Below are 24,995 nucleotides of genomic sequence, written 5' to 3'. Positions count from 1 at the left end.
TTTATGAACCCGGCTTTAAAATTTCTATTAAGCTTTCGTTGCGTCGCACTCTGCATCGTTCAGATCATTAATGAACAAAGCGTACAAGAGTGCGACGCAACGAAAGTTTAATGCTTATAAAAAGTTTGATACACAAAAAAGAAAAACCGCTTTATTAAAAGCGGGCTTTTTATAAGAGGCAATATATAGGAATTAATTGTTGAAACTTTCGCGCAGAAAAGTATATGGATCGATTGAGTAATACCTGTCGCTTGCAGCCGGCGTTTCACACAGTTCAATCTCCAGGAAAGATTTGCACGGCGTAACCTGCCAAAGCATTAGTGCTTTGCCATCTGCATCTTTATTTATTACATCGGGAAGTAATTCGTGGAGCAAACCGTTCCAGCATGCTTCTTCAATCTTTTCTTCCTGGGATAAATTTTTACTGTTGTCCTGTTCATTCTTTTCAAAGCATTGTTGCTGAAAAAAACCTGAGCCTGTCATCAGTAATATTTCCTGTTGTGTAGAGTTCCTTTCCATAGTAAGCGTTTTATACTTATTAGACGCAAATGCATGCCATTTTACATAAAGAGGATATAAAAAATTCCGTTAAAATACCAGTTAATACCCGGCAACATTTAAAGCAGTTTGCAACGGCACAGAATAAATAAATCGCTCCATTATTTTATTAGTAATACCTTGTGCGCATAAACCATCTGTAATGGCAAACAAATTTAAAGCAGGCGATAAAGTAGTCTTAAAAACCGGCAGCCCCCTAATGACCGTGAAAGGTCATGCTGAATCTCATACTTCTAATGGGAACATCGCCATTATAGACAGGTATGAATGTATTTGGAGCGACGGCAAAAAAGCACAACAGGCAGTATTTGTAGAAGATATTTTAAAAATGGTTGAAGCCGCCAAATAAATCGTAAAGGGCAAAGCAGAAAGGATGACTAATTATTTCAGCTAATGAATATTTCTTATTTACCTGCTACCACAGATTTTATTCCTTCACACATTTTCTTTACTCTTTCATATGCTTCATAAGAATTTTTTTCTTTGTCAAGTTTTATTTCCAATTCCCCGGGGTATGATCTTATATAAAATGTTGTTGCGTCCTGCAATGTAAGTGTAGCATCTATTTCACTGTTTACAAAAGAGACGTTATTTGGATAACCAAGTTTCTTATCCATGTATTCATGCACCTCTTTTGTTTTACTCCTGTTGAAATGTGCAGACATTTTATAAGTGCTTTTTGTTTCACTTACACTTATACTGATATTGTGGTCATCATAATGATAACAGGAGATACTAACCCATATCATAAGCATTAAAGTACCGGTCAGCAGAAATGACTTTCTCATAAAATTTCTTTTTTAGCAATAAATAAACCGGTTAAGATCTGGGAAAAGTGGTGAAGGCTGGAATACAAATATGTGTAATAGTAAGCACTGAAATAAAATTGTTTTATAAGTGGTTTAGGATATCATTGAATGGTAAAAAAAATGCACAGATCAAAAGACCTGTGCACGCATTATTCTTTAATAATATTTACTGTTACTTTAGCTTACTTACCTGGTCGTTATAATATTTTATTTCCTGCATTACAGAAGCTACATTGCCTGCCGGTTCTATCGAATCTCTTTCTATATAAATATGCCCGTTAAAATTTTGCCTCTTCAGTTCAGCAAATATTTCAGGAAATTTTACCACACCTGTTCCTGTAACCACATCTTTCAATTTTGGGTCATTGTATGCAGCAATATCTTTAAAATGTACCGCAATAATATGACCGCTTAATTTCTTAACAGCATCCAACGGATCTACTCCGCTCTTGGGCCAGTGCCCAAGATCTGCACATACATAAAAGTTTGGATGATCTTTTATTGCCATCAATGTTGTATCAGTATCCCAATAATGACTAAAGCCATTCCAATGCTCATGTATTGCTACTTTAATTCCGTAAGCACCCGCAAGACTATCAACCTGGTTCCACATATTCAATGGCGGCTCGGTAGTTACGAATTGTACGCCAAATTGTTTCGCAATATCGAATTGTTTTACCCATGATTTTAAAGTGGTGTCACCAGCTATGTAAATTGATTCGCACGTTAACCCTTTCTGCGCAATCAACGCTTTCAGTTTTTCTATTCCCGCAGGAGATAGCGACATAATAATAGAATCTTTTAATTCAGCACCGGCTCTTGTAAAAGTGTTGGGCTCAATATATTTTAAACCAACACTGTCAACCTTATCCAATGCCGGCGGGAAGTCCACATCATGAAATGTCCATAACGCCACACCAAATTTCCAGTCTTTCGAAGGATCAACAGTTGAGGCAGTTGTTGCAGTTGAATCTGAGGTTGCACTGGATTGTTGGCCACTGTTACAGGCAGCAAAAAAGAGGTTAAGTAATAATACAGGCAAGATCGCTTTTTTCATTTTCTTTTTATTTTAGGTTTTATATGCTTTTGCTTTGGAAATATTTATGCATCCATTGGCTCATAATCAGTTTCCATAAATTCTGCAACACAAGGTAGCCAGTATTCCTGTATAAAATTTACATGCAGCGGATGTTTATTGTACTCTTCATATAAAATTCTATTTGTAAACTCCATAGAGAATCCAAAATCGTAATTATTTTTCTTACTTGTTTGCCGCAGGCTTTCAAAATTTTGAACGCCGGAAATAGACGCCAGTTCTTTTGCTGACTTAAAAAAATTTTGCGCTTCAACAGAATCTTCGGGATACTTCAGTTTGAAAATAACGCTATGCTTAATCATGTTTATTTTTCTTGTTCTGAATCTGATAAAGTAAATATTTTTTTGAGCCCAACTGTAGTAATACTCTGGAGCACCTGTTGCGTCGCACACTTTAGGTTCCGGTTCATTGTTGAGCAAAGTACAAAGCGTAGAAGTGTGCGACGCAACGAAAGTTTAATGCATACACTGCAGCCGGGTACACAATATTCTTTTTATTATTTTATCAAATTATGCATCGCAAGCCAGTCTGCAAACCTGTCCATCCATGCATCAACAGGAAGGCCTTGCTTCTTTGTACCAAAACCATGTTTGCCTTGTTCATACATGTGCAGTTCCGCAGGCTGTTTTGCTTCAAGCCATTTTAAATAAATATGAACACTGTGTGTTGCAAGACCAAGATCATCATCGCTTGCGGCAGTAATAAAAATGGGCGTTTTTGCAGATGGCACTATTGAGCCAATGATAGCTTTTTCATACGCATAAATGGGCGCAACAAAATTCGGGCGGCTTTCATCTGTGGCGCTGTACACGACAGACATGGTTACAGTTCCACCGGCAGAGAAACCCATAAAGCCAATTTTATTTGGATCAATTTTATATTCGGCTGCATGCTCACGTACATATTTTACTGCAGTCAACCCATCCTGCATGGCTAGTGGCACAACAGGTGCATTGAGTGAATCGAGCTTTTTAAAATTTCCGCTTGACATTAATGCGCCAATACTGTTCTCAGGATGCGCAGGATCATTATGCACCACGCGATATTTTAAAACAAAAGCAATAATGCCTTTTGCATTTAAACGTTTTGCCACTTCAGTTCCTTCGAGATCAAAAGCAAGCACATGAAACGCACCACCTGGCGCAATGATCACGGCTGTGCCATTTGGATTTGCAGGCACGTAGGCTGTTATGGAAGGATGCGAAACATCCGATATAATAGTGCCGATATCAGCTTTGATCTGTGTCTCATCCCAGTTCCAGTTTTCAGAACCGGGTGCTGCACCATTGTATAATGGAATTACTGTTTGTGCATTTGAATAAAATGCAATAAATATAAATAAGACTGATAGTAGCTTTTTCATGAATTCATTTTAAATAATATAAATATAAACATTGCGTCGCACACTTTAATAGTTGTTCGTTGTTTGGCAAAGAACAAAACGTACAAGTGTGCGACGCAACGAAAGTTTCACGCTTATTCTAAAGCACGGCTCACAAAGACCTCTCCCTAAATCCCTTTCCAAAGGAGAGGGACTTTTGAATACTAATTACTTTCTGTCAACAGATATTATCTGCACCGGACCCAACAAACCTGATGACTGCAATTTTGAATTTGCCTGGTAGAAAGGCATGGTTGTGTAAGTAATTTTATTGGTAACATTTGGCTGTGCATCGCCGATCAGGCGGTTTACCCAAAGGTTGGTAACCTTTACCACCACAGTGTTTGCGCCGGGCTTCAATGCACTGGTGATATTAACACGGAAAGGTTTTTTCCAGAGAATGCCCAATGATTTACCGTTCACAATTACTTCTGCAAGATTCTTTACATCGCCAAGGTTCAACCACAGTTCAACATCTTTTTTAAACCAATCTGCAGATGCAGTAATTGTTTTTGTATAAGTGCCGGTACCAGAAAAATATTTTATACCAGCATCAGTATTATCAGACCATGAAGTGAGATCATTTACTTTAACAGAAGCAGGCGCACCGCGGTTCTTTTGAAAATCAATATTCCATTCGCTGCTTATTGTTGCAAGCTCTTTTACTTTAAGAGCAGGTAACTCAACAGAAGCTTTTGTTGCTTTGTCTTTGAACACGATGAAGAATGCATCGTTTGGTTCCATGTGCAGTTTAACTTTTGTAACACCATTTGCAATACTGTAAGAAAGTGGTTCTGTTTTTCCTGTTTCTGCAAACCATAACTCAGGCACTTTTCCATCAACACGGAATGTTGCTTCGAGATCCTGTACATCACTGGTTCTGCTGTTTATCCAATAAATATCACGGTCATTTGTTTTGCGGTGAACGTATAACAACTTTGTATTGTTCTGTGGTTTTGTATAAGTAAAATCAGGTGGTACATTCAGCACATCACTCAAAGATTTTCCTTCAGTAACTTTTGCATTGAATGAAGACCATATTTCATTAACGAGTTTATTGAATTCATTTTGGTCATCTGCCAGGCTTGGTGTTGATATTGGTTTAACGCCTGCAACAGTTGCACCTGCTTTTACCAATGCACTTATTTTACGCAGTACAGGCAACGACATTTTTGTTGCGTTGCTATCAAGCACCAGTACACGGTAACTCATACCACTTGGTGTAGTGAGTTTATCATCTTTAAATGTTAACACATTGATGAGTGCATCTGCGTTGATGTAATCGTAATTATATCCTTCAGGAATAACGGGAGGCTTCTTACCAAATAAAGAAGTTATGTTATTGTCTTCTCCATAATAGTAAACAATATCTGCAACAAATTTCCCTTGTTGTAACATGTAGCTGCTGCGTGATAAATAAGCATTCCATGCTACTGCCTGCTCAGCCCATGTTTCATGACGTGTGTACCACTGCCCGAATGGCCCAAGACCAAGCCCCGGAATTTTATCATCTACCGGTTGATGCGGGGAGCAGTGAATCACAAACCTGTTCAAGCCACTTGCCAATTCAAGGTCCACACTTGGTTTTAAGTTTTCAGGGTAATAAGACCATGCTGTACCTCCAATACCAAGCGCAGTAAGGCTTTCAGCGGCTACAAGATTTTGTCCGTAGATATGTGCAACAGATGCAGACTCACGGATATCAACAGTATGTTTTGTTTGATCGTTTCCATTTATAAAAGCATTGGGTGTCCACAGTGCAGACATAGGTATAGCAGCTGATCTTTTCACTTCCATACCATCCGCAATCAATGCACGACCATCTTCATGCGATTCTGAATAACGTTTCATGCCATGCGCTGCAAGAATTTTCGTCAAGCCATCGTAATGATATCCTGCAACAAGTTCACTGAGTGTATGCCTGAAATCAAACAGGAACTGTTCACTTGCCTGTGCACTTTTTATTACTTGCCCTGTTAAGACAGGCAACCATGGAATAATACTATAACCTCTGCGTTTCTGAAATTCTGCAGGGAGATTGGCTGTCCAGTTTTGTGCACCAGCTTCCCAGCTATCTGTGATCATATATTGCAAACCACCTTTGCTTCCCATCAAACCACCAGTTGCATCTTTATATTGATCAAGATAATTTTCAAAATAATTTTTGATAGCAACAGGATCTAATTTATCAACTTCCAAACCTGTTGCTTCGGGAGAAGCAGGGTGATTAGTGATGCCCATCAGCGAATAACCAAAGCGAACAATATTCCATTCTCCGGCAGGAGCAGTCCAGTTTAATGTTCCATCTGTATTCAGTTTATTGGTAAGATCAATGATATCATTCGTAGCAACAACATCATTTGCACTTGTAGTTGTTTTTTTATCCAAATCACCAACAGGAGCAAATGCATCTTTCTCTTCTATCATGTTTATGCGATCTGCAGTATGCAAAACAATTTCTGCTATTTCAGTACCACCAATATCTTTTACAGGTCCGCCAAAACCAAAGGCTGCGCCCGGGTTAGTAGCCATTGGAGGATTTTTTACCGTAACGCGAAAATATTTTGCAGTGGTTGGAGGTATGGTAATTGTTTGTTCTAATACTGCACCTGGCGGTATGATACAAATAAGTTTATAGTTAACACCATCGTCACTTGCTTCAAGTTTGCGGCTATCTTTCGCATCAGCACCCATTCCAAAAACACCGGGATTACCGCCGCCTACCATTGTTATTGCTTTAATGGTTTGCGGTTGTTGAAAAGCAAATTGTATCCAACCAAAACCGGCAACTGTATCTCTTGGTAAAAGATTAGTGGTACCAAGATCCCCATCTGTTAATTGTTGTAATATAAAATTCCCACCGCTTGATGTAACCACGGCATTTAATTCACTTAATGATTTGTCTGTTTCCGGTAATTTGTAAGCAACAACTGCAATGTCTTTATAAAATAAAGAAAGTTTTGAAGCATCAACAGTTTCGCCAAAACCCGGTTGCATAGGAATATTCTGAATGGGACCGGTAACACCTTTTTGCGAAGGTATTTTAATGTTAGACGTTCCGCCTGCAACACGTGTTTCTGTCCATACAATTTTTTTCATGCCATCTTCCGGTTTTACCCACGGACCACCACTTTCACTCCAGCCAGGTGAACCTGCAATTGCCATTTCAAGATGCAAAGAATCTGCAAGCTTTGCAGTAAACCTGAACGCATCTTTCCACTCAGGCGTCATGTATGTTAAACGCTTCTCTACGATCTGCGGTGTAGCCAATGCAGCGTCAAAATTCTGAAAACCGCCAATGCCAACACGATGCATCCATTCAAGATCTTTGCGAATGCCGTATTGAGTTATGTTGCCATTCATCCAATGCCACCACACACGTGGCTTTGCGCTGTTTGGTGGTGTTTTAAAGTTCGCATATACACTGTCTTTAGAAGTACTGTTTGTTTGAGAAAAAGCAACAACTGATAATAGTGTTGCAGCAGAAAAGAGAAAGATTTTTTTCATCATGACAAGTTTGATGCGATAAATGTAGAACACGATAATTATACAACCATCATGCGCCGTCATGGTTGAATTTTGGGTAGCCATCTTTGGCGCAGGTGGCATCGTTCCTTGCGTCGCACACTTATACGTTCCCTTCATTGATCTTCATTGCGAAGCCATTGTCATGGTTCGTGCCTCCCGAATCGTTTTCATTTGCTAAAATATTGGTGCGTGAGACACGCGCCTTGGCGGAGGTTACTCTAATTACAATTTCAAAACTTTTGCTTTTTTGTGTATTGCAAATATCATTATCGCTGAAACACAGCAATAAATTATTGACTCAACAATTGAAAAAATATTATTTATATAAGCACCTTCAACTATGGTAAAAATATTTACAAGAAACACTAATGACAGGGCGATTTTAAGAGTGGGAACACTTTGCTTAACCAGGGAATAAGCAATCAGGGCTCCAATAGAAAATTGTCTCATAGCCCACATGGTTGTAAAATGTCTTACATTTTTTGCTAAAAAATCAGTGTCGGGGAAAAATGTTTTTGGATAAACAACAAGATTTATAGAAAACGCTAAGATACTTAAGGTCATTAAGCTTGCAACAATTGTTACCCATAAAGGAATTACTCGTGTCATGTTAGTTTATTAAGATAGTTATATAATTACCGCCAGCGTTCACGCATTTGTGTTTGTGGCGGAATTTGAAACTCCATTGCCCTGGTTCGTGTCTCACGAACCATTTTTCATTTGATATTGGTGCGGAACACGCACCCTGGCGGAGAAAGATGCTTCCTTCGTCAGCATGACAAGCTAAGGAATAATTATTTTGCTGAGCATAAAATTTCAGCTTCGTTCAAGAACTTCAGCTTGTCATGCCGAAGAATGAGGCATCTGTTTCGCACTGCTCAGTAGCATTACCTTTAGTACAAGTGTGCGACGCAACGGCTGCTTAATGCATATTCTGTTGCCGGGTTCATAATTTACTCATCCGGCATTTGTGCAATAATGTTCATTGTTTCTACACTTACAGTGCATACTCTTCTTAAAAGATCAATTACATGTTCTTTGTAGTCTGCAAATTTGTAGGTGTTGAATTTTTCTGCAATGGTTGGGTCTGATGGTTTCTTTTCTTTGTATTGATCGAGCACCCATTCCAATGCGCTGCGGTTTCCGAGTTTATAATCCCACGCTGTTTTTGGAATGCCTGTTAAAGTAGTAGCTGCATCGAGTTCTATAATGCCGTTTGTTTTATCTGCTTTTAGTTTTGCTTTCTGTAGTTTCTCTGTATCTGTGGTTGAGCCTGCATTTACTTTTTCAATCAGTAAATTAAATGGCTGCACTGTTTCATAATTAATGTGCAGGTTCATTAACTGCTCTCCCCATTTCGCCCACCGCATAAAATTTTCGTAGAATGGTATGCGAGGAAATTCTCTTTTTAAATTAAGCTCGTATTTTTTGCGGTAGGCGGGATGATGGAGTACTGCGTAAACGTAATAAAAAATATCTTGTTTGGTTATGTTGCTTTCTTTGTACTGTTCTTTGAATTGTTGCAATGCCCAATCGGTTATGTTTTCTATACGTTGACCTTCTTTTGTGTAGCGGTACAGAGGGAGAACTTGACTATCTCCAGTGAAATGTAAATCAGGAATATTCTTAGTAGCGAGCGTCGCAAAATTATTTTTCTGATTTGAATCGAAAGTTATTACAGCATTTTCAAATCTATTTCCATCTATTCCGAAAATGTTTGGTATCTGATAAATCATTTCTATAAAGACTCTTTCAGAAAAGAAAGATTTTGATACATAGGGACGATAAGAAGCATCTGTTATATAATTACTATCGGCTTTTGAAAATACCCCTCGACATAGATATTTTTTTAATTCTCTTGCCCATTTTATCGAATAATCTATTTCATTGTCTATCTCATCATATTTTCTTCCTTTAAACTTAGGTACTTGTCTATTATAATTTTCAGAGAGAAATTTAACCTTCTTAAATAATTCATCGGAGTTGAAATCATAAACCCATTCATCTCTATTCGTTCTTATGCCTAGTGTATATAATCGAAATATTGAATTCTCAGAGTTACCCGATTTTACATTTTTATTTATCAAAGGGATAAGATTTTCGTAATCACTCTCCGAATTATTAATCCAGTTATTATTTTTATCCGGTATTAGATTTTCAAATTCAATTTTTTCAATAGGATTTTCAACTAACCATTGCAGTTTTTCTTCTTTCCTCCATTCATCTCTCATGCTCACATATTGAATTCGGCAATCGTTGTCTTTTATTTTTCCGCTACTTAATCTCAAAAGAAAAACAATTGCAACTCCAGTTTGTATTCCAAAAACATTATGCGTTGTTCCAGCGATCTTCGGATTTGTTCTGACGTCACTTTGTGTATCTATTATGTAGGCATAGTCATACTCAGTTTGTATTGTTTTACGAAATCCATCAAATGCTTTACTATCAATATAACTTCGATTTGAAACAAATGCGATTATTCCATTGCCATCTAATCTATCCATTGCCCATCGAAAAAATCTCGAATACATATCGAATATTTTATTCTTATTCTGAGCTTTTGAGACCTTTCCAAAAGTTTCTCGTATTCTCTTGTCGATTGTAGGATATTCGCGGTTTTTATTGTTGTCATTTTCATTTTGCTGATTAGCATTATAAGGCGGGTTGCCAATAAGAACGCTTATCTTTTTTTCATTTTGCTTTCGTACTCTTGCTGCGTTCTCTGCACTTACACCAAACAAATTGCCCTGTTTGCCAACCCAATGAAAGCCAGTATTGTCAAGCGTATCTACAAAACATAAATTCTCAAACTCTGCATAGTTGCCCATCTTTTGTTTGTAGGTGTATTCAATATTAAGGTTGGCAATATAGTAAGGCAGTATTGCCAGCTCATTTGCATGCAGTTCGTTTTTGTATTTGTATTCGAGTTTATTGCGGGGAAGAAAATCTATAATGTCGCAGATAAAAGTTCCTGTGCCTGTGGCAGGGTCAAGTATCTCTACATTTTTATCGGCCAGTGTTTTACTAAAATGTTTGTGCAGTAAATAATCTGTGCTTTTTATCATGAACTGCACAATCTCATTTGGTGTGTAAACAATGCCCAAACGGTCTGCGGCTTTTGGATTATAACCTTTATAAAAATTTTCATACACCACTTTTAAGAATTTTTGTTTCTCATGGTGGTCTGCAATACCTGCGGCGTTTGCATTAATGGTATCGTAATAATGTTTTATGCTGCCCAGTGTTTGCCTGCGTGCCGCACCGGTAAAAAAAGTTTCCACAACTTTATTCAGTTCCCGTGCTATATTATTTTCCTGGTGAAAATGCGGTTCATCAAAAATGGTGTTAAAGATGTCTGCACTAAGAATATGCTGCACGATCATTTCCTGCACATCAGCATCTGTTATATCAGGATTGATGGATTGTTTGCAGAGTTCATGAAAACTATGCAGGGCTTCTTTGTATGATGCATTATCGTTTTGCTTTTCTATTATTTCGCGGATGGCTGCTGTAACTTTTGGAATATCTTCTTTGAATTTTTCAATAGCCGCACGAAAGTCTTTTATTTCCTGGCGCTCAAAACTTATGTATTTGTTGAGGAGTTTATCCAATTGTTCTTCTTCCTGCATGGGCACACGCATTACTTCTGTGCCATGCTGGTAAAGAACAGCCGTATTGGTATCTTCAAAAAGAATATTATCGCTTGGGTAACCTTTGCCGAATTTCTTTTTTATTTCTTCGTTTATATCGTCTGCTTCATCCTTACTTTCCCAATAACCATGATCTAATCGCAGCTGGTCTTTTAAAGTTCCATCGGGTGTTACTGTTTTACCATTTTTTAGTTTTATAGAAACTTCCGGTACAAGACGCAGGTTTAAGGGCTTACCATATTCATCTAATAATTTCTGAAAAGCAAAACGAATAGCAGTTTCTTTTGTAGTGCCGCCGTAATGTTTTAGATCTTCAAGCTCCCTGTGGTATTGTTTAATAGCGTAAATGCTCATAGCCGAAGTGCGATTTAGGTTTTGCGTGTAAGATAAAGGATAGTTGGGAATTTTTGTTCCTGCTAAAATAAGAAACGGTCTTACACTTTTGAAGCGTAAGACCGCTATTGCTTTTTCATTGCTCAATTATGTTCAAACAGTACAAGTGTGCGACGCAACGAAAGTTTCATGCATGCTTAATTGCCGGGCTCATAAAATTATTCTTTCACTCCTTCAAACTTAAAGTTCATTGCTTCCATTTGAACCTTGTTTACCTTGTCCTTTTCGTCGCGTATAAATAAGAGCGTTGCTTTACCACCTGCATCAAATTTATCTGCTTCATCCATTTGTGTTATTTCTCCGCCCTGCTCTCCTGCCTTCATCATAAGCTTTCCATCCTGCACAGTTACTTCAATGTATGGAAACGGCAGGTTGGTCATTTTATATTTTCCAACATAATCATTGAGGTCTGCTTTTGGAACCGCTGCCTGAACATTTTGATTAGTGGTTGAATCAGCAGTTTTGAAACTTGTATTCAACACAACCATCAATGAAGCACCTTGTTTAGCATTTGGGTTTTTAAATACGAGGTAAATATCGTGCATGCCTTCTGTTGGCGCTACGGGAAGCGAAACAGGTTTACCGCCACCACCAAAACCGCCACCTGCATCTCCGATAAAAGGTGTTTTTCCTAACAGTTTTCCATTGGGTGCATCTGTGTGCAATTCAATGGTACCGCCTTCTGCATTCAATTGCGCTTTAGGCGCCATGGCAGTTATTTCTATACTGCTGATGCCTGTAAGATCTATTTGTTTAAGACTAATGTAGCTACCCGTTTTGGAAGGAATAACAAAATTATTGCCACCATAACTCATCTTGGTTGCATCAACTACTTCATCATATTTTGATGGGTTTATATTTGGGTTGCGGAGTGTGAATGTTTCTTCAGAAGCCACGCCTGGCAAGCCATTGGCACCATGATCTGTGTACGCTGCACGGAAGATGTAAACGCCCTGACCTTTATCGCCTGCTGGTTGCTTTGTTGTATAAGTTCCCTGTGCAGGCAATGATTTTACTTTTGGTTTTGGCTGCGAAAGACTCAAAATATATTTGATCATTTCTGCGGCATCTTCTGCAGAAAGATTGGGATGCGCAGCCATCGGCACATCGCCCCAGACACCTTTACCACCGGAAATAATTTTCTTCGTAAGTTTTTCTACTGCGGCGCTGCTTGCTTTATACTTTACTGATACTGCATAGTAGGCAGGGCCAATAGATTTTTTATAATCAGCATGACAAGACCTGCAATCGCTTGCTGTTATCAGTTTCAAACCTTTTGAAACATTTGGCGCTGCGGCTGCCTGTTCTGCTGTACGGTGCCCCTGTATGATCTCTGCCTTGTCAAAACCTTCGGCGAGGTAATCAATATTAACTATAACTGCAGATGGTTTTATTTTACCGTTTGCTGTGGACCCGTCTTCTTTGTCTTTTACATCTACTTTATAATTGTATGTTTTGTTTGGAACATAAAATGATTTGTTGCTCTTACCAATATCAAATGAAACGACAGGAGGTTCATTGCCTGCAGTTAATTCCATTGATTGTGTTGAAACACCACCTTTATTGTCTTTTACAGTAAGCGTTGCTTTATACACGCCTGCTTTAGCAAAGGTGAGTTTTGCATCCGGCTCATTGATGGTTTTTGAAAAACCATTTTTTGAAGTTACTTTCCATGAATACGTTAATGTATCGCCATCTGCATCTTTTGTACCTTTTGATGTAAGGCTTGCATTGAACGGAATAGAACCCGCCATTTTATCTTCAGCAATTTGTATAGATGGATTTCTATTACCACCGTTATATTCTATGCGAATTAAACGTGCATCATCATTTGCAGTGAACCAACCAGAACCATATTCAAGCATATAGAGATCACCATTAGCAGCAAACTCCATATCCATCGGATTACTGAATTTATAACTTGGCATAAAGCGTTCCATAGAAACATAATTGCTCTGTTTATCCATTGTTACCGCCATGATCCAGCCACGCATCCATTCATAGATCAATAGTTTGCCATCGTAATATTTTGGAAATGCACGTTGTGCAGTTTTAAATTCATCACTATGAAAAACAGGGCCAGCCATTGCAGTTCTGCCGCCAGTACCAACCAATGGAAACTCTTTTGATTCGGCATAAGGATACCATATGAATGCTTTTTGTGCAGGTGGCAATTCTTTCAGCCCTGAACTGTTTGGAGAATTGTTGATTGGTTTTTCAGGATCGAATTTTGGACCTGATGTATTGCTTGCAAAATCAAAATGATTGTATGCTTTGTTATCTCCAACAAAATAAGGCCAGCCGAAGTTGCCGGCTTTTCTTGCCTGGTTCATTTCATCCTGTGCTGCAGGGCCTTTCAATGAATCTGGATTGTTTGAATCGGGGCCAACTTCTCCCCAATAAAGAAAGCCGGATTCTTTATCAACAGAAATTCTGAAAGGATTCCTGTTGCCCATTACAAATATTTCAGGTCTTGTTTGCGCTTCGCCCTTTGGAAAAAGATTACCATCGGGAATAGTGTAGGTTCCATCAGGCTGTGGTTTTATGCGTAATATTTTTCCACGCAGATCATTGGTGTTTGCAGCAGATTTTTGTGCATCCCACGGAGACCTGCCTTCACGTTCATCAATAGGTGCATATACGGTTGCTCTCGGGCTTGTATTATCTCCGGTAGACAAATAAAGATTGCCTTGTGCGTCAAATGTAATGGAGCCGCCAGTGTGGCAGCATTGCTCACGTTGTGTAGCCACTTCGAGAATAACTTTCTTTGAACTAAGATCGAGTGCATCCCCTTTGAGCGTGTACCTTGTTAATATATTCCTTGATTTTGCCGGATCAGAATAATAGAGATATATCCAATGATTCATAGCAAAGTCTGGATCTTTATTCAAGCCAAGTAATCCATCTTCTGCTTCGGATGTTTTGCCATCTTTATCTGTGTACTTTGTGCTAACCGGGATTGTAGCGATCGTCTTTAATTGTTTTGTTTTGATGTTGTACAATTTTACAGCACCATGTCTTTCAATAAACAAAACACGCCCATCATTCAGTACACTTAATTCCATCGGTTCATTTAATTTTTCTTCCAGTACAACTTTTGAAAAACGATTCTCCTCGGGTTTAGCTTTTGAATAATCCAGTGCAGTTGGCGCATCACCACCCATTACATAATGCAAACCAGCCCAGAGATGATTTAGGAACAGTGGTTCCATAAATGTTTCATCGGTATGACCCATGTTGGTATAAAAAGCGCGGCCGCCATCAAAATCATGATACCAGCTCATGGGATGGTTATCGCCATTCTTTCCACCTTTGTAAGATGCTTCATCGATCTTCACCAATACATGAATGGATGGATCAATATTTTTGAAACTATAAAATTCATCTGTACGTTCAAATGTATCGGGCATTCCTGCTGTTGCCGCATTATTCTTATCAACTACATAATATTTTCCTTTCTGAATATTATTTGGCATCGGGTGATCGAGAAACCAGGCACCAACAAGTCTTCCATACCAGGGCCAATCATATTCACAATCTGCAGCGGCATGTATGCCCAGATAGCCGCCACCCGCCTGTATATATCTTTCAAATTCCTGTTGCTGATCATTGTTCAACACGTCTCCCGTAGTACTCAGGAAAACAACAGCATTGTATTTTTTCAGATTGTTTGTAGTGAATTGTGTGGCATCTTCTGTAAAGTCAATAGCAAACCCTTTCTCTGTAGCCATTTGCGTCAGCGCTTTTTTACCTGCATCGATAGATGCATGTCTAAAACCAGCTGTCTTGTAAAACACAAGCACACGCTGCGTTTGAGCACTCAGCGTATTCGTAAAACACATTGTCAACAAAGCAATAATAAATGTGTACACAGTTTTTATAACTGTATGTTTTGGTTGCATAATCGTTGATTTAAAAATTCTAACCTTTTATATAAATGAAATTTTATGAGCCATAAGCTATTGCTGCTATTAAGCTTTCGTTGCGTCGCACTCTTCAGCGCTTTGTTTACCAATCGTCAGATAATCTAATGCACTTAAAATCTTAATACTTTTTATTGCGTTATCGTTACGCAATATGTCGGCTAAAGTATATTATTTCCCTCAACCAAAACTTATTCTTTAATTATTATGCGACGAGCCTCAAAAAAACCGCGACATATTTCTTGTTGTGTCGCTCACTTGTACGCCTTGCTCATTACTGAACTGAACGATGAAGTGTGCGACGCAACAGGTGTCGCATAGTAGTAATGGAGCCTTGTACAAAATCGAATTCTAATTATAACTAGTTCTTCATTTCTTTGATACGCTCACCTTCGGCATCAAACATGCTCATCAGGCTGCCTGTTGTGTGATCATCGTCTTTCTTTGTCATTAACAGGTTAACATCATAACCCTGCGCAGTAAAATAAAGTGTTACTTCTGTATCCTTCAGTTCAACGCTTGTAATTTTTGCTATCTCCGTGCCTGTTGTATCCCGCACCACGCCTGCAATAGAATCGTTGTTATTTTCAAGAACGAAGATCATTTTTGCATCTCCGTTGGGTGTGCCCTTTATCAGCACACTCCATTTTCCTTTGAAATAATCGGCACCGGTTTTTGATTGCGCGTTTACGTTTACAGATACAATAAGACAAAGAATTCCCACAAGAACTGAAGTGAACTTTTTCATTTTTTTTGATTTTAAATTTTTGAGTATTGTTTATTTCAGTGATGTTAGAATGCCGGCTTTTTAGTCAGTTGTTCTTCTCCTGGCAGTTGTTTGACCTTACAGCAATCTTATTATTCTGTAAAGCCCGGCACATGCAATCACGAAATATATTTGACAAATATAACAGCTATTGTATCATTTTGATACAATAATGTGTAATTTTATTTTCTTAAAGGAAATTTACTAAGCGACCAGTTCGTTAAAGCAACATGAAGTCACCATAAATTGCGTTCAAAATGAGTACTATAGACTTTGTAAACGACTCAGCATTAAAGAAAGGAATAAAAGAGTTCCTGGAAACCGCACCCCATATTTATATGGCAGGTGTATCGGTTGACACCGTGATCTTTGGTTTTCACAATGACAAACTAAAAGCATTGATGCTACGCTTTGGCAATACGCCCTATTTCGTGCTGCCAGGAGGATATATCATGAAAGAAGAAAACCTTGATGATGCAGCTTTGCGCATATTGCAGGAAAGAACCGGGTTGAAAAATATTTACCTGGAACAATTTTATACATCAGGAAATACAAGTCGCTCTAAGGAAGAGGTTGCTATGGAACTAACGCAAAAAATGATCGGCACCCTACCGAACAGCAATTGGTTTGCGCAGCGTTTTGTTTCTGTATGTTATTATGCTTTGATAGATGATACAAAGGTGAACCCGGTGACAGAAGTATTCTTCACAGAGGTTAAATGGTTTGATGTAAGCAAACTTCCAAAAGTTTTATACGATCACGATGTTATCATTAACAAAGCATTGAAAAGATTACAAGCGGACCTTGACGAAAAACTTGTTGGTTTCAATTTAATGAGTGAAACATTTACGATGGGACAGTTACAAAAATTATATGAAGCCGTTTATCAAAAGAAATTCGTGCGCACCAATTTTCAGCGAAAGATGCTTAGTATGAATGTACTTGAACGATTGGAAAAGCAATACAATGGCAAGTCTCATAAAGCTCCTTATTTGTATAGATTTGCGGAAAGTAAAAAGTGAAAAATCGTTAATTGTTTTAGGTGCTGAATAATGTTTTGCAGTACAAGCGTGCGACGCAAGGAAAGTTTAATGGATGAACAAAAGCCTGGTTACACATTATTCTTCCACTATTATCAGCTGCTCTTGAATGTAAGAGTACTTATACCGACAATATTTACTTATATGTTTTTAATTCAGCGGTCTTAGCTTTGTAATATCATGGCATCGGAAAATATATACCGGCTTATATCTATTGATGAATATGCTGTAACGCCCAAGTATGTGCAGCTTACCAACTCTATTGTAAAAGCCATTGAAGAAAAAAAAATTGAGAAAGGTTATTTGCTGCCGTCAATAAATGATCTCAGTTTTGAACTCGATATATCAAGAGACACTGCAGAGAAAGCTTATAAACATTTAAAGAAGCTTGGTGTAATTGGCTCTGTGCCTGGCAAAGGATATTTTATTTCCAATACAGATGTAAAGCAACCAATAAAAATATTCCTGCTTTTTAATAAGCTGAGTACGCATAAAAAGATCATGTACGATGCTTTTGTAGCAAGCCTTGGCGAAGATGCAGTAATAGATTTTTACATTTACAATAACGACTTTTCTTTATTCAGAAAACTACTTACCAATAAAAGAGATGATTACACCAACTATGTTATTATACCGCATTTTTTAGAAGGTGGTGAAAATGCATACGAGATCATTAACACCATTCCCAAAGAAAAATTGTTACTGTTTGATCAAATGCTTGCAGGCGTTGAGGGCAAATTTGCTGCAGTGTATGAAGATTTTGAAAAAGACATTTACAATGCATTGGAACAAGCAGTGCAACAGCTAAGCAGGTACCAGACCATCAGGATCATTTTTCCGGATTATACTTATCACCCAAAACAAATACTCGAAGGGTTTTACAGGTTCTGCAACCAGTACGCTTTTAATTATGATGTGGTAGCTGACATCAACAGCACTGCCATTAATGAGGGTGAAGTTTATATAAGCCTTATGGAAAATGACCTTGTTACACTTATAGAAAGGATCATTGAAACAAAACTGGAAGTGGGCAAACAGGTGGGTGTTATCTCTTACAACGAAACGCCATTGAAAAAAATAATTCTCAATGGCATTACTACAATCTCTACAGATTTTTATGCTATGGGGGCAAAAGCTGCTGAGCTGATCCGTAATAAATCAACGGAGCATTTTGCGGCGCCGTTTTATTTAACGCTTCGCGAGTCTTTATGATCTTATTTGTGTCTTAACTCTGTTGTGCGTATTGATAGAGGTTGTATTGCATTTAAATTATTTGTTGGTTTATCCAAATAAAAATAAGCAACAGCAGAAACATCATCTGAACGGTAAAAATTAGTCCAGCCCTTGTATGGAGAAGTGGCAAGTTGTACCACGCTGTCTTTTTTATAAAATGAATGAAACTGGCTTTCACTTGTAGAAACAGGAATGAGTTGTGCTCCTTCTTTTTGATATGCAGCAACACTATCTGTTGCATCCCCTCCTATTTGCTGCATAGCAACACGACAACCTGTTTTAAAGAAAACAGGATCAGGAATATGATAGCGATAAAAAGCCCATTGCAGTAAGGTATCATCTGCAACAGTGCAGCCACTATAGTTATTGATAAATTTTCCCTGTCCCCAACCGGTGCCTATATAATCTTCTGTCCCGGTACCATTGAGCGTTGGATAATCTTTATCATTATCTAAATAGATTTTCACTTCACCTTCTCCAAACCATGACTTACGATAGGCACGATTTGCAGCAACACTAATATTGGTTCCGAGAAACCTTCCTTTGCCTTCGATCTGAGGTAATATTTCAAAATCCTGTGCAAGTTTTGTTTCGGTGTCTCTGTGCCAGTATGCATGAAAATACATATAGTCATCATCCCACTCTTTTAATAAACTATAATCAACATCAAAGAAGAACAAGGGCAGTGTTTTCGACGATTCATTTACTACCTGGATCTTCGCTCCCGATTTAAAAGGCATCTCTATAAAACAGTTGAATGATCTGCCTTCTGCGTTTGCAAACAATGCATTTTGAAATGCGGTTGTTTGCCCGAGACCAATACCAAAGAAATCTCCGAAAGGCACACTCACTGCGGGTTTATCAGCACCATCCCAAAACATTTCGATCTTTAATGCACGTAGCATTTCAGGGCTGCGATCATTAATTGTAACCCACATTCTGTTGATAATGCCCATGTCTCTTATATCAAGCAATTTGTAAGTTGCGCCTGTTGCAATAGAATCAAATGCATGACCTTTGGCAGCATTGTTTTCTTTGCCACCGGCACCCTGCACGCCATTTATATTTTCAGGGCTACTCCATCTTGTACTTATGTTGTCATTGTATTCAAACAGTTCATTACCATTTTCATGTTCTTCATTTTCTTTGCACTGGGAGAAAATAATTACAACCGTAAAACCAAATAATAGTTTTTTGAATAATGAAAAATTGTGCAGCATAGAAATGTTTTATCGTTAGAAAATAAAATTATTGCTGAATAAAGAACAAAGCGTACAAGTGAGTGAGACAACAAAGCCCAATAGTGGCTATTCTGTTAGTAAACAAAACTTATTCACTCTTATAAACAACTCCTGCTTTCATTACAAACTTTACATTACCCATAGCATTTACATCTTTTGTTGGATCGCCATCAACAGCAATGATGTCTGCAAGCTTATCTTTTTCAATACTGCCGATATTATTAACGCCAATTAAATCAGACGCATTGACCGTAGCCGCTTTGATTGCTTCGAGAATGGGCATACCGGCTTCTGTCATGTAAATAAATTCTTTCCAGTTCTTGCCATGTGCGTAGACCCCGGCGTCTGTACCGAACGCGATCTTCACGCCAGCTTTATATGCTTTGCCGAATGTGCTTTGTATCTGTGCACCTATTACAATTGCTTTGCCGGCAATAACCGCAGGATAATAACCAGGCTTCTTTGCAGAGTCTGCAACAGACTTACCTGCAATGATCGTAGGCACATAATATGTTCCATATTGTTTCATCAACTGCATTCCCTCATCATCCATGTAAGTGCCGTGTTCAATAGATGCAACGCCTGCACGTACTGCACGTTTGATGGCTTCTGCACCATGAGCATGTGCGGCTACTTTCATTCCATAATCTTTTGCCGTTTGTACAATTGCTTTTATTTCTTCTTCACTGAACTGTGCACCGGTTCCATCTTTTTCCAAACTTAATACACCACCTGATGCAGTTATTTTTATAAGATCGCTCCCTTCTTTGTAACGTTTACGTACAGCTTTTATACATTCTTCTACGCCATCTGCAACGCCATCACCGGGACCAGGGTTGCCCATAAGATCTTCGCGAAGACCTGTTGTAGGATCTGCATGGCCACCGGTTGAACCAATAATTTTTCCTGCAGTATAAATTCCTGGTCCAACTACTTCTCCTTTGTTTATCGCATTACGTAAAGAAATATTTACACCTGAACCACCCACATCACGAACTGTTGTAAAGCCAGCCATTAATGTTGTCTTTGCAAACACTGTTGATTCAAATGCAATGTCAGCAGGGTTTTCAGTAAACTGTTTCGCAAAATCATCAGGGCTTGTTTCATTTTCAAGATGTACGTGACAATCTATAAGTCCCGGCATTACGGTTTTATTTTTAAGATCAATTGTTTTATCTGATGCGCCTGCCTGTATATAACCTTTTTGTACATCAACGATCTTATTACCTTCAACAATGATTGACATTTCGGTAAGCACCTGAAGGTTCTTTACATCAATTAATTTTCCGCAATAGATAATAGTTTTTTGTGCGAAAAGAAAGTTTGTTACCAATAAAGCAACAGCAAGAAATATTTGTCTCATAAGTGGTTATTAGATTATGAAATTAATGAAGTATGCAATACAATGCTGAATAGAATTAATTGAGTACAAGAGTGCGACGCAACCGTTGGTAAATAGCAGCACTAAAGTTTGGTGCATAAAAAACCCGGCAGAAAATTACCGGGCCTCATATAATATTTGCGCATCGTTTCTTTTGAGACGATTACTGAATTTAATCAATATTTGGTTGTGGTGTATAACGCAAGTAGGGCTTTATAACTTTTACGCCTTTAGGGAATTTCTTAATGGCATCTTCTGTGCTTACGGCAGGCACCACAATTACATCCTCGCCACCTTCCCAGTTTGCAGGAGTGGCTACGCTGTAATTAGCAGTTAACTGCAATGAATCTATCACACGCAATACTTCATGAAAATTTCTTCCTGTTGATGCAGGATACGTGATCATGAGTTTTACTTTTTTATCAGGACCAATTACAAATAAGGAGCGCACTGTTGCAGTTGCTGAAGCGTTTGGATGAATCATGTCATACAACGTTGCAACTTTTTTGTCTTCATCTGCAATGATGGGAAAGTTAACGGTACAATTTTGTGTTTCATTAATATCATTCACCCAGCCAAAATGTTTATCGAGCGGGTCAACACTTACTGCAAGCACTTTTACATTGCGCTTTGCAAACTCTTCGTTGAGTAATGCGGTACGGCCGAGTTCTGTTGTACAAACCGGCGTATAATCTGCAGGGTGAGAAAACAAAATACCCCAGCTATTTCCGAGGTACTCATAAAAATCAATATCGCCTGCAGTTGTTTTTGCCTGGAAATTTGGCGCATCATCGCCTAAACGTAAACTCATAATTCATGTTTTTAGGACTGCAAATATAAAACCTACTGGTTAAGTGGACTAATATTTTTTTCTCTTTCCCCGCAAAGACACGGAAGCGCGGAGATTTTTTATTGACAAACACCATTGCTACTATTGAGCTTCTGTTGTGTCACTCACTTGTGCGTTCAGAAATTCTCTTCAGCATTGTAGAATCATCTTTTATAATAAATTACTTCGCTCTGTCTCGTCTCTGCGGTAAATTGTTATTCCTTTTCTTTACGCACCGTTCTTCCCTTCTGCAAAAAAGTTTTGCCGAATTTATTTTTTACATCATCAATGGCTTTATACAAATTGTTTTTCTTTTCACCGTCGTCAAATAAACTGGCCTGCACCGCATGGTTCGTTAATTCGCTCAAACGCACACCAAGCAAACGAACGGGTTGACCTTTCTTATAGAGTTTATGAAACAGGTCCTTTGCTGCAAAGATCAATTCATCATCACGCAACGTATAATTAATCGTTGTCTGGCGGGATGTAGTATCAAAATTCGGATAACGAATTTTTACTGCTATGCAACCTGCAAGTTTTTCATCCTGCCGCAATTCGTAGCCAACACGTTCTGTCATACGCACCAATTCACTCAACAAAAACTCTACATCAGCAGTATTTGTTTCAAAAGTATTTTCAGTTGAGATCGATTTTGCTTCATGATATGAATGCACTTCTCCATGATGGATGCCATGCGCTTTTTGCCAAAGATCAGCGCCCCATTTGCCAAGCTTTTTTTCCATTTCATCAGCAGACTTTTTTGTAATGTCCCCGATATATTTAATGCCCATTTCTTTAAGTGTAATAAAAGTGCTTTCTCCTACTCCGGGGATTTTATTAACAGGCAGCGGCGCTAAAAAATCTCTTTCTCTTCCAGGCTGAATAAAAATGTATCCGTTGGGTTTAGCCTCATCCGTCGCAATTTTTGAAACCAGTTTATTAGATGACAGACCAAATGAAATTGGTAGTTGTGTTTTATCTATGATCTCCTGGCGCAGATCGATTGTCCATTGGTATGGATCGAAATATTTGTCCATGCCTGTAAGATCAATGTAGAATTCGTCTATACTTGCTTTTTCAAACAAGGGCGCTTTTGCAGCAATAATTTCTGTCACCCATCTCGAAAATCTACTATACTCACCACGTGTACCACGTACTAAAATTGCCTGCGGGCAAAGCTGCATTGCCTTCTTCATCGCCATTGCAGAATGAACGCCAAATTTTCTTGCCGCATAGCTGCAGGCCGCTACCACGCCACGTTCCCGGCTACCGCCAACGATCACAGGTTTATCTTTTAACGCAGGATTATTCAATACTTCAACACTTACAAAGAAAGAGTCCAGATCAAAATGGGCAATATAACGTTGCGGCTTATTCATGAACATTGTAAAGGTAGAGAAGATTTTTTGTTGACAGGCTGTTGTGCAGGTGGCATCAGTGGTTGTGTCACTCACTTATACATCCAAAACTTTTATGAACAAAAAAAATTGTACAGTAGAATTATTTAATCAACATTAGTGATGCCATTGTTTCTATTCCTTCAAATAAATTACCCAAACGGATATTCTCATTTTCGGCATGCTGGTTATTATCGTAATTAGCTATCGGAACTGTAACAGTTTTGGCCCCAAGGTATTTTTCAAATAAAAACAACGGAAGACTGCCACCCATTGTTGGCTGAAGTACTACCTGATCCCTGGTAGTAGTTTTAACCGCATCAATTACTTTTTTAATTATGGGCAGATCCATAGCGGTTCGCTGTGCATTATAACCATCATTTGCAGGTATCACTTTTATAATCTTTGCATATTCTTTTCTTTCTTCATCAGTAGGTTCATGATCTGTTACAAAGTATCCCTGTGCTTTAATATGATCGATCACTTTTTGTTGTTGCCTTCTCCAATAGTTACCCAATACCAGCCGCAGATCAATAACTGCTGTGGCATAAGTTGGTATCTGGTTCGAAGCAAGTTTACCAACATTACCGCTTTGCATACCATTGATGTTTAATGAGGGCTGGTTTATAGCTTCTGTTAGTGAGAGGCCTTTCATCTCTGTAACACTTATTCCCAGTTCCTTTTTCATTTGCTCATCAACTGATGGCACTTCTGCCAGTGCATTTTTTTCAGTGGCAGTTAAAGGTGTTACATCATCATAAAAACCTTTCACCATAACTCTGCCGTTTTCATCTTTCATGGAAGCTAATAATTTTGCCAGCATCATAGCGGGGTTAGGCGCCCAATTGCCGTAATGACCGCTATGCAGCGGCCTTTTTGATGCATATACTGTAAGATCAAGATGTGTATCACCACGAACACCAAATACAATTTGCTTTTTTCCTGATTGATGAACAGGCCCGTCACAAATGATCCATAAATCTGATTCAAGTAAAGCTTTATATTTTTCCAATATTTCGTTAAGATGTATGGAACCGGCTTCCTCCTCTCCCTCAAAGAAAAATTTTAGATTACAGCTAAGCGCAGATCCGCTAATTTTAATGGCGTCATATGCATTAAGGATAACATCAACACCTGCCTTATCATCAGAAGCGGCACGTGCATAAATTCTCCAGTCATTATTATACATGCCATCGGCAGGAAAAGAAATATTTGTTCCTCCTTTATCTATTGCACCTGTAAATAATCCAGGCTGAAACGGATCAAGCTCTTTTGCCCATTGCGCCGGGTTAACAGGCTGGCCATCATAATGCGCATAAAAAATTAGTGTTTGTTTGGCGCCGGGAACCATCACTTCTCCGTATACTGCAGGAGGTGCGCTCTGAACAGTTGTATTTAGTAATTGTATGTTTTGAATACCACGTTTGCTCATCATAGACATAATAAATGCCGTATTCTTTTGAAGGCCCGGCGTGTCTGCAGCAATATTTGGTATCGAAAGAAAACTTGTAAATTCATTAATAATATGACCGGTATTTTGCTTTACATATTTATTGATTGATTCAACTCCCACTGATTGAGCAAGGATGAATTTGCTTACCAAAACACTTAAACTAAGGAAGCAGAAAATTTTTCTCATGAACTAAGTTTTATAAAGTAAAATTAGCTGTGTACACGAATGAAACAATCAACAAATTGATTCTGCTGATTATAAATCATCAGTATAAGTGTGCGACGCAAGAGCCGATGCCATGAAAAGCTAGCGGCGGG

Annotated in this window: 18 protein-coding genes; 3 read left to right on the top strand and 15 right to left on the bottom strand. The window is 38.5% G+C overall.

What is annotated here, in order from left to right:
• Positions 1-192: 192 nt before the first annotated feature.
• A complete protein-coding gene (locus FRZ67_RS21960; protein ID WP_147192710.1) occupies positions 193-519 on the bottom strand; it encodes a hypothetical protein in 327 nt (108 codons plus the stop codon).
• Positions 520-700: 181 nt separating this feature from the next.
• Here FRZ67_RS21960 and FRZ67_RS21955 point away from each other — a divergent pair, with 181 nt between their 5' ends.
• Entirely contained in the window at positions 701-907 is a 207-nt protein-coding gene (locus FRZ67_RS21955) for a DUF2158 domain-containing protein (protein ID WP_147192709.1), read from the top strand.
• 55 nt (positions 908-962) lie between these two features.
• Here FRZ67_RS21955 and FRZ67_RS21950 read toward each other — a convergent pair whose 3' ends face one another.
• The 9 genes from FRZ67_RS21950 to FRZ67_RS21910 form a co-directional block, all read right to left on the bottom strand.
• Complete coding sequence (locus FRZ67_RS21950) at positions 963-1,346, bottom strand: hypothetical protein (RefSeq protein WP_147192708.1); 384 nt, start codon at positions 1,344-1,346, stop codon at positions 963-965.
• A 193-nt stretch (positions 1,347-1,539) separates the two neighbouring features.
• Positions 1,540-2,424 carry a sugar phosphate isomerase/epimerase family protein gene (locus tag FRZ67_RS21945; RefSeq protein ID WP_147192707.1) on the bottom strand — a complete coding sequence of 295 codons (885 nt, stop codon included), beginning with the start codon at positions 2,422-2,424 and terminating at the stop codon, positions 1,540-1,542.
• A 44-nt stretch (positions 2,425-2,468) separates the two neighbouring features.
• Complete coding sequence (locus tag FRZ67_RS21940; RefSeq protein WP_147192706.1) at positions 2,469-2,765, bottom strand: Dabb family protein; 297 nt, start codon at positions 2,763-2,765, stop codon at positions 2,469-2,471.
• A 194-nt stretch (positions 2,766-2,959) separates the two neighbouring features.
• Positions 2,960-3,826: an alpha/beta hydrolase gene (locus tag FRZ67_RS21935; protein ID WP_147192705.1), complete on the bottom strand. Its 867-nt coding sequence runs from the start codon at positions 3,824-3,826 to the stop codon at positions 2,960-2,962.
• A gap of 186 nt (positions 3,827-4,012) precedes the next feature.
• Positions 4,013-7,489: a glycosyl hydrolase gene (locus tag FRZ67_RS21930; RefSeq protein ID WP_225975437.1), complete on the bottom strand. Its 3,477-nt coding sequence runs from the start codon at positions 7,487-7,489 to the stop codon at positions 4,013-4,015.
• A gap of 105 nt (positions 7,490-7,594) precedes the next feature.
• On the bottom strand, positions 7,595-7,981 hold the full coding sequence (locus FRZ67_RS21925) for a hypothetical protein (protein WP_147192704.1): 387 nt from the start codon (positions 7,979-7,981) through the stop codon (positions 7,595-7,597).
• A 344-nt stretch (positions 7,982-8,325) separates the two neighbouring features.
• The gene (locus tag FRZ67_RS21920; protein ID WP_147192703.1) at positions 8,326-11,376 is read right to left on the bottom strand and encodes a type ISP restriction/modification enzyme; all 3,051 of its coding nucleotides are present in this window, start codon (positions 11,374-11,376) and stop codon (positions 8,326-8,328) included.
• Positions 11,377-11,573: 197 nt separating this feature from the next.
• On the bottom strand, positions 11,574-15,317 hold the full coding sequence (locus tag FRZ67_RS21915; RefSeq protein ID WP_147192702.1) for a ThuA domain-containing protein: 3,744 nt from the start codon (positions 15,315-15,317) through the stop codon (positions 11,574-11,576).
• A gap of 382 nt (positions 15,318-15,699) precedes the next feature.
• Positions 15,700-16,086, bottom strand: a complete 387-nt coding sequence (locus FRZ67_RS21910) for a hypothetical protein (RefSeq protein WP_147192701.1) — start codon at positions 16,084-16,086, stop codon at positions 15,700-15,702.
• Between the two features lie 275 nt (positions 16,087-16,361).
• On the opposite strand from FRZ67_RS21910, the gene FRZ67_RS21905 reads away from it, so the two are divergent.
• A complete protein-coding gene (locus tag FRZ67_RS21905; RefSeq protein ID WP_147192700.1) occupies positions 16,362-17,126 on the top strand; it encodes an NUDIX hydrolase in 765 nt (254 codons plus the stop codon).
• Between the two features lie 198 nt (positions 17,127-17,324).
• Positions 17,325-18,356 carry a GntR family transcriptional regulator gene (locus tag FRZ67_RS21900; protein WP_147192699.1) on the top strand — a complete coding sequence of 344 codons (1,032 nt, stop codon included), beginning with the start codon at positions 17,325-17,327 and terminating at the stop codon, positions 18,354-18,356.
• Positions 18,357-18,358: 2 nt separating this feature from the next.
• On the opposite strand, the gene FRZ67_RS21895 is transcribed toward FRZ67_RS21900, so the two are convergent.
• The 5 genes from FRZ67_RS21895 to FRZ67_RS21875 all read right to left on the bottom strand — a co-directional run bounded on the left by FRZ67_RS21895 (position 18,359) and on the right by FRZ67_RS21875 (position 24,864).
• Positions 18,359-19,597 carry a glycoside hydrolase family 172 protein gene (locus tag FRZ67_RS21895; protein ID WP_147192698.1) on the bottom strand — a complete coding sequence of 413 codons (1,239 nt, stop codon included), beginning with the start codon at positions 19,595-19,597 and terminating at the stop codon, positions 18,359-18,361.
• 109 nt (positions 19,598-19,706) lie between these two features.
• Positions 19,707-20,981 carry a metal-dependent hydrolase family protein gene (locus FRZ67_RS21890; RefSeq protein WP_147192697.1) on the bottom strand — a complete coding sequence of 425 codons (1,275 nt, stop codon included), beginning with the start codon at positions 20,979-20,981 and terminating at the stop codon, positions 19,707-19,709.
• 190 nt (positions 20,982-21,171) lie between these two features.
• Entirely contained in the window at positions 21,172-21,810 is a 639-nt protein-coding gene (locus FRZ67_RS21885) for a peroxiredoxin (RefSeq protein WP_147192696.1), read from the bottom strand.
• Positions 21,811-22,043: 233 nt separating this feature from the next.
• Entirely contained in the window at positions 22,044-23,282 is a 1,239-nt protein-coding gene (dinB, locus tag FRZ67_RS21880; RefSeq protein WP_317131454.1) for a DNA polymerase IV, read from the bottom strand.
• A 46-nt stretch (positions 23,283-23,328) separates the two neighbouring features.
• Positions 23,329-24,864 (bottom strand): M20/M25/M40 family metallo-hydrolase, encoded by a 1,536-nt coding sequence (locus tag FRZ67_RS21875; protein WP_147192695.1) that lies wholly within the window; start codon positions 24,862-24,864, stop codon positions 23,329-23,331.
• Between the last annotated feature and the right edge of the window lie 131 nt (positions 24,865-24,995).

This window comes from Panacibacter ginsenosidivorans (genome assembly GCF_007971225.1).
GTDB lineage: Bacteria > Bacteroidota > Bacteroidia > Chitinophagales > Chitinophagaceae > Panacibacter > Panacibacter ginsenosidivorans.
This window is presented reverse-complemented; position numbering and strand designations above follow the sequence as displayed.

Bases quoted from the DNA above. Each gene is read 5' to 3' on its own strand.
- FRZ67_RS21930 (WP_225975437.1), bottom strand. From the start codon at position 7,489: ATGAAGGGAACGTATAAGTGTGCGACGCAAGGAACGATGCCACCTGCG.
- FRZ67_RS21910 (WP_147192701.1), bottom strand. From the start codon at position 16,086: ATGAAAAAGTTCACTTCAGTTCTTGTGGGAATTCTTTGTCTTATTGTA.
- FRZ67_RS21900 (WP_147192699.1), top strand. From the start codon at position 17,325: ATGGCATCGGAAAATATATACCGGCTTATATCTATTGATGAATATGCT.
- FRZ67_RS21890 (WP_147192697.1), bottom strand. From the start codon at position 20,981: ATGAGACAAATATTTCTTGCTGTTGCTTTATTGGTAACAAACTTTCTT.
- FRZ67_RS21920 (WP_147192703.1), bottom strand. From the start codon at position 11,376: ATGAGCATTTACGCTATTAAACAATACCACAGGGAGCTTGAAGATCTA.
- FRZ67_RS21885 (WP_147192696.1), bottom strand. From the start codon at position 21,810: ATGAGTTTACGTTTAGGCGATGATGCGCCAAATTTCCAGGCAAAAACA.
- FRZ67_RS21895 (WP_147192698.1), bottom strand. From the start codon at position 19,597: ATGCTGCACAATTTTTCATTATTCAAAAAACTATTATTTGGTTTTACG.
- FRZ67_RS21945 (WP_147192707.1), bottom strand. From the start codon at position 2,424: ATGAAAAAAGCGATCTTGCCTGTATTATTACTTAACCTCTTTTTTGCT.
- FRZ67_RS21875 (WP_147192695.1), bottom strand. From the start codon at position 24,864: ATGAGAAAAATTTTCTGCTTCCTTAGTTTAAGTGTTTTGGTAAGCAAA.
- FRZ67_RS21935 (WP_147192705.1), bottom strand. From the start codon at position 3,826: ATGAAAAAGCTACTATCAGTCTTATTTATATTTATTGCATTTTATTCA.
- FRZ67_RS21960 (WP_147192710.1), bottom strand. From the start codon at position 519: ATGGAAAGGAACTCTACACAACAGGAAATATTACTGATGACAGGCTCA.
- FRZ67_RS21915 (WP_147192702.1), bottom strand. From the start codon at position 15,317: ATGCAACCAAAACATACAGTTATAAAAACTGTGTACACATTTATTATT.
- FRZ67_RS21955 (WP_147192709.1), top strand. From the start codon at position 701: ATGGCAAACAAATTTAAAGCAGGCGATAAAGTAGTCTTAAAAACCGGC.
- FRZ67_RS21905 (WP_147192700.1), top strand. From the start codon at position 16,362: ATGAGTACTATAGACTTTGTAAACGACTCAGCATTAAAGAAAGGAATA.
- FRZ67_RS21950 (WP_147192708.1), bottom strand. From the start codon at position 1,346: ATGAGAAAGTCATTTCTGCTGACCGGTACTTTAATGCTTATGATATGG.
- FRZ67_RS21940 (WP_147192706.1), bottom strand. From the start codon at position 2,765: ATGATTAAGCATAGCGTTATTTTCAAACTGAAGTATCCCGAAGATTCT.
- FRZ67_RS21925 (WP_147192704.1), bottom strand. From the start codon at position 7,981: ATGACACGAGTAATTCCTTTATGGGTAACAATTGTTGCAAGCTTAATG.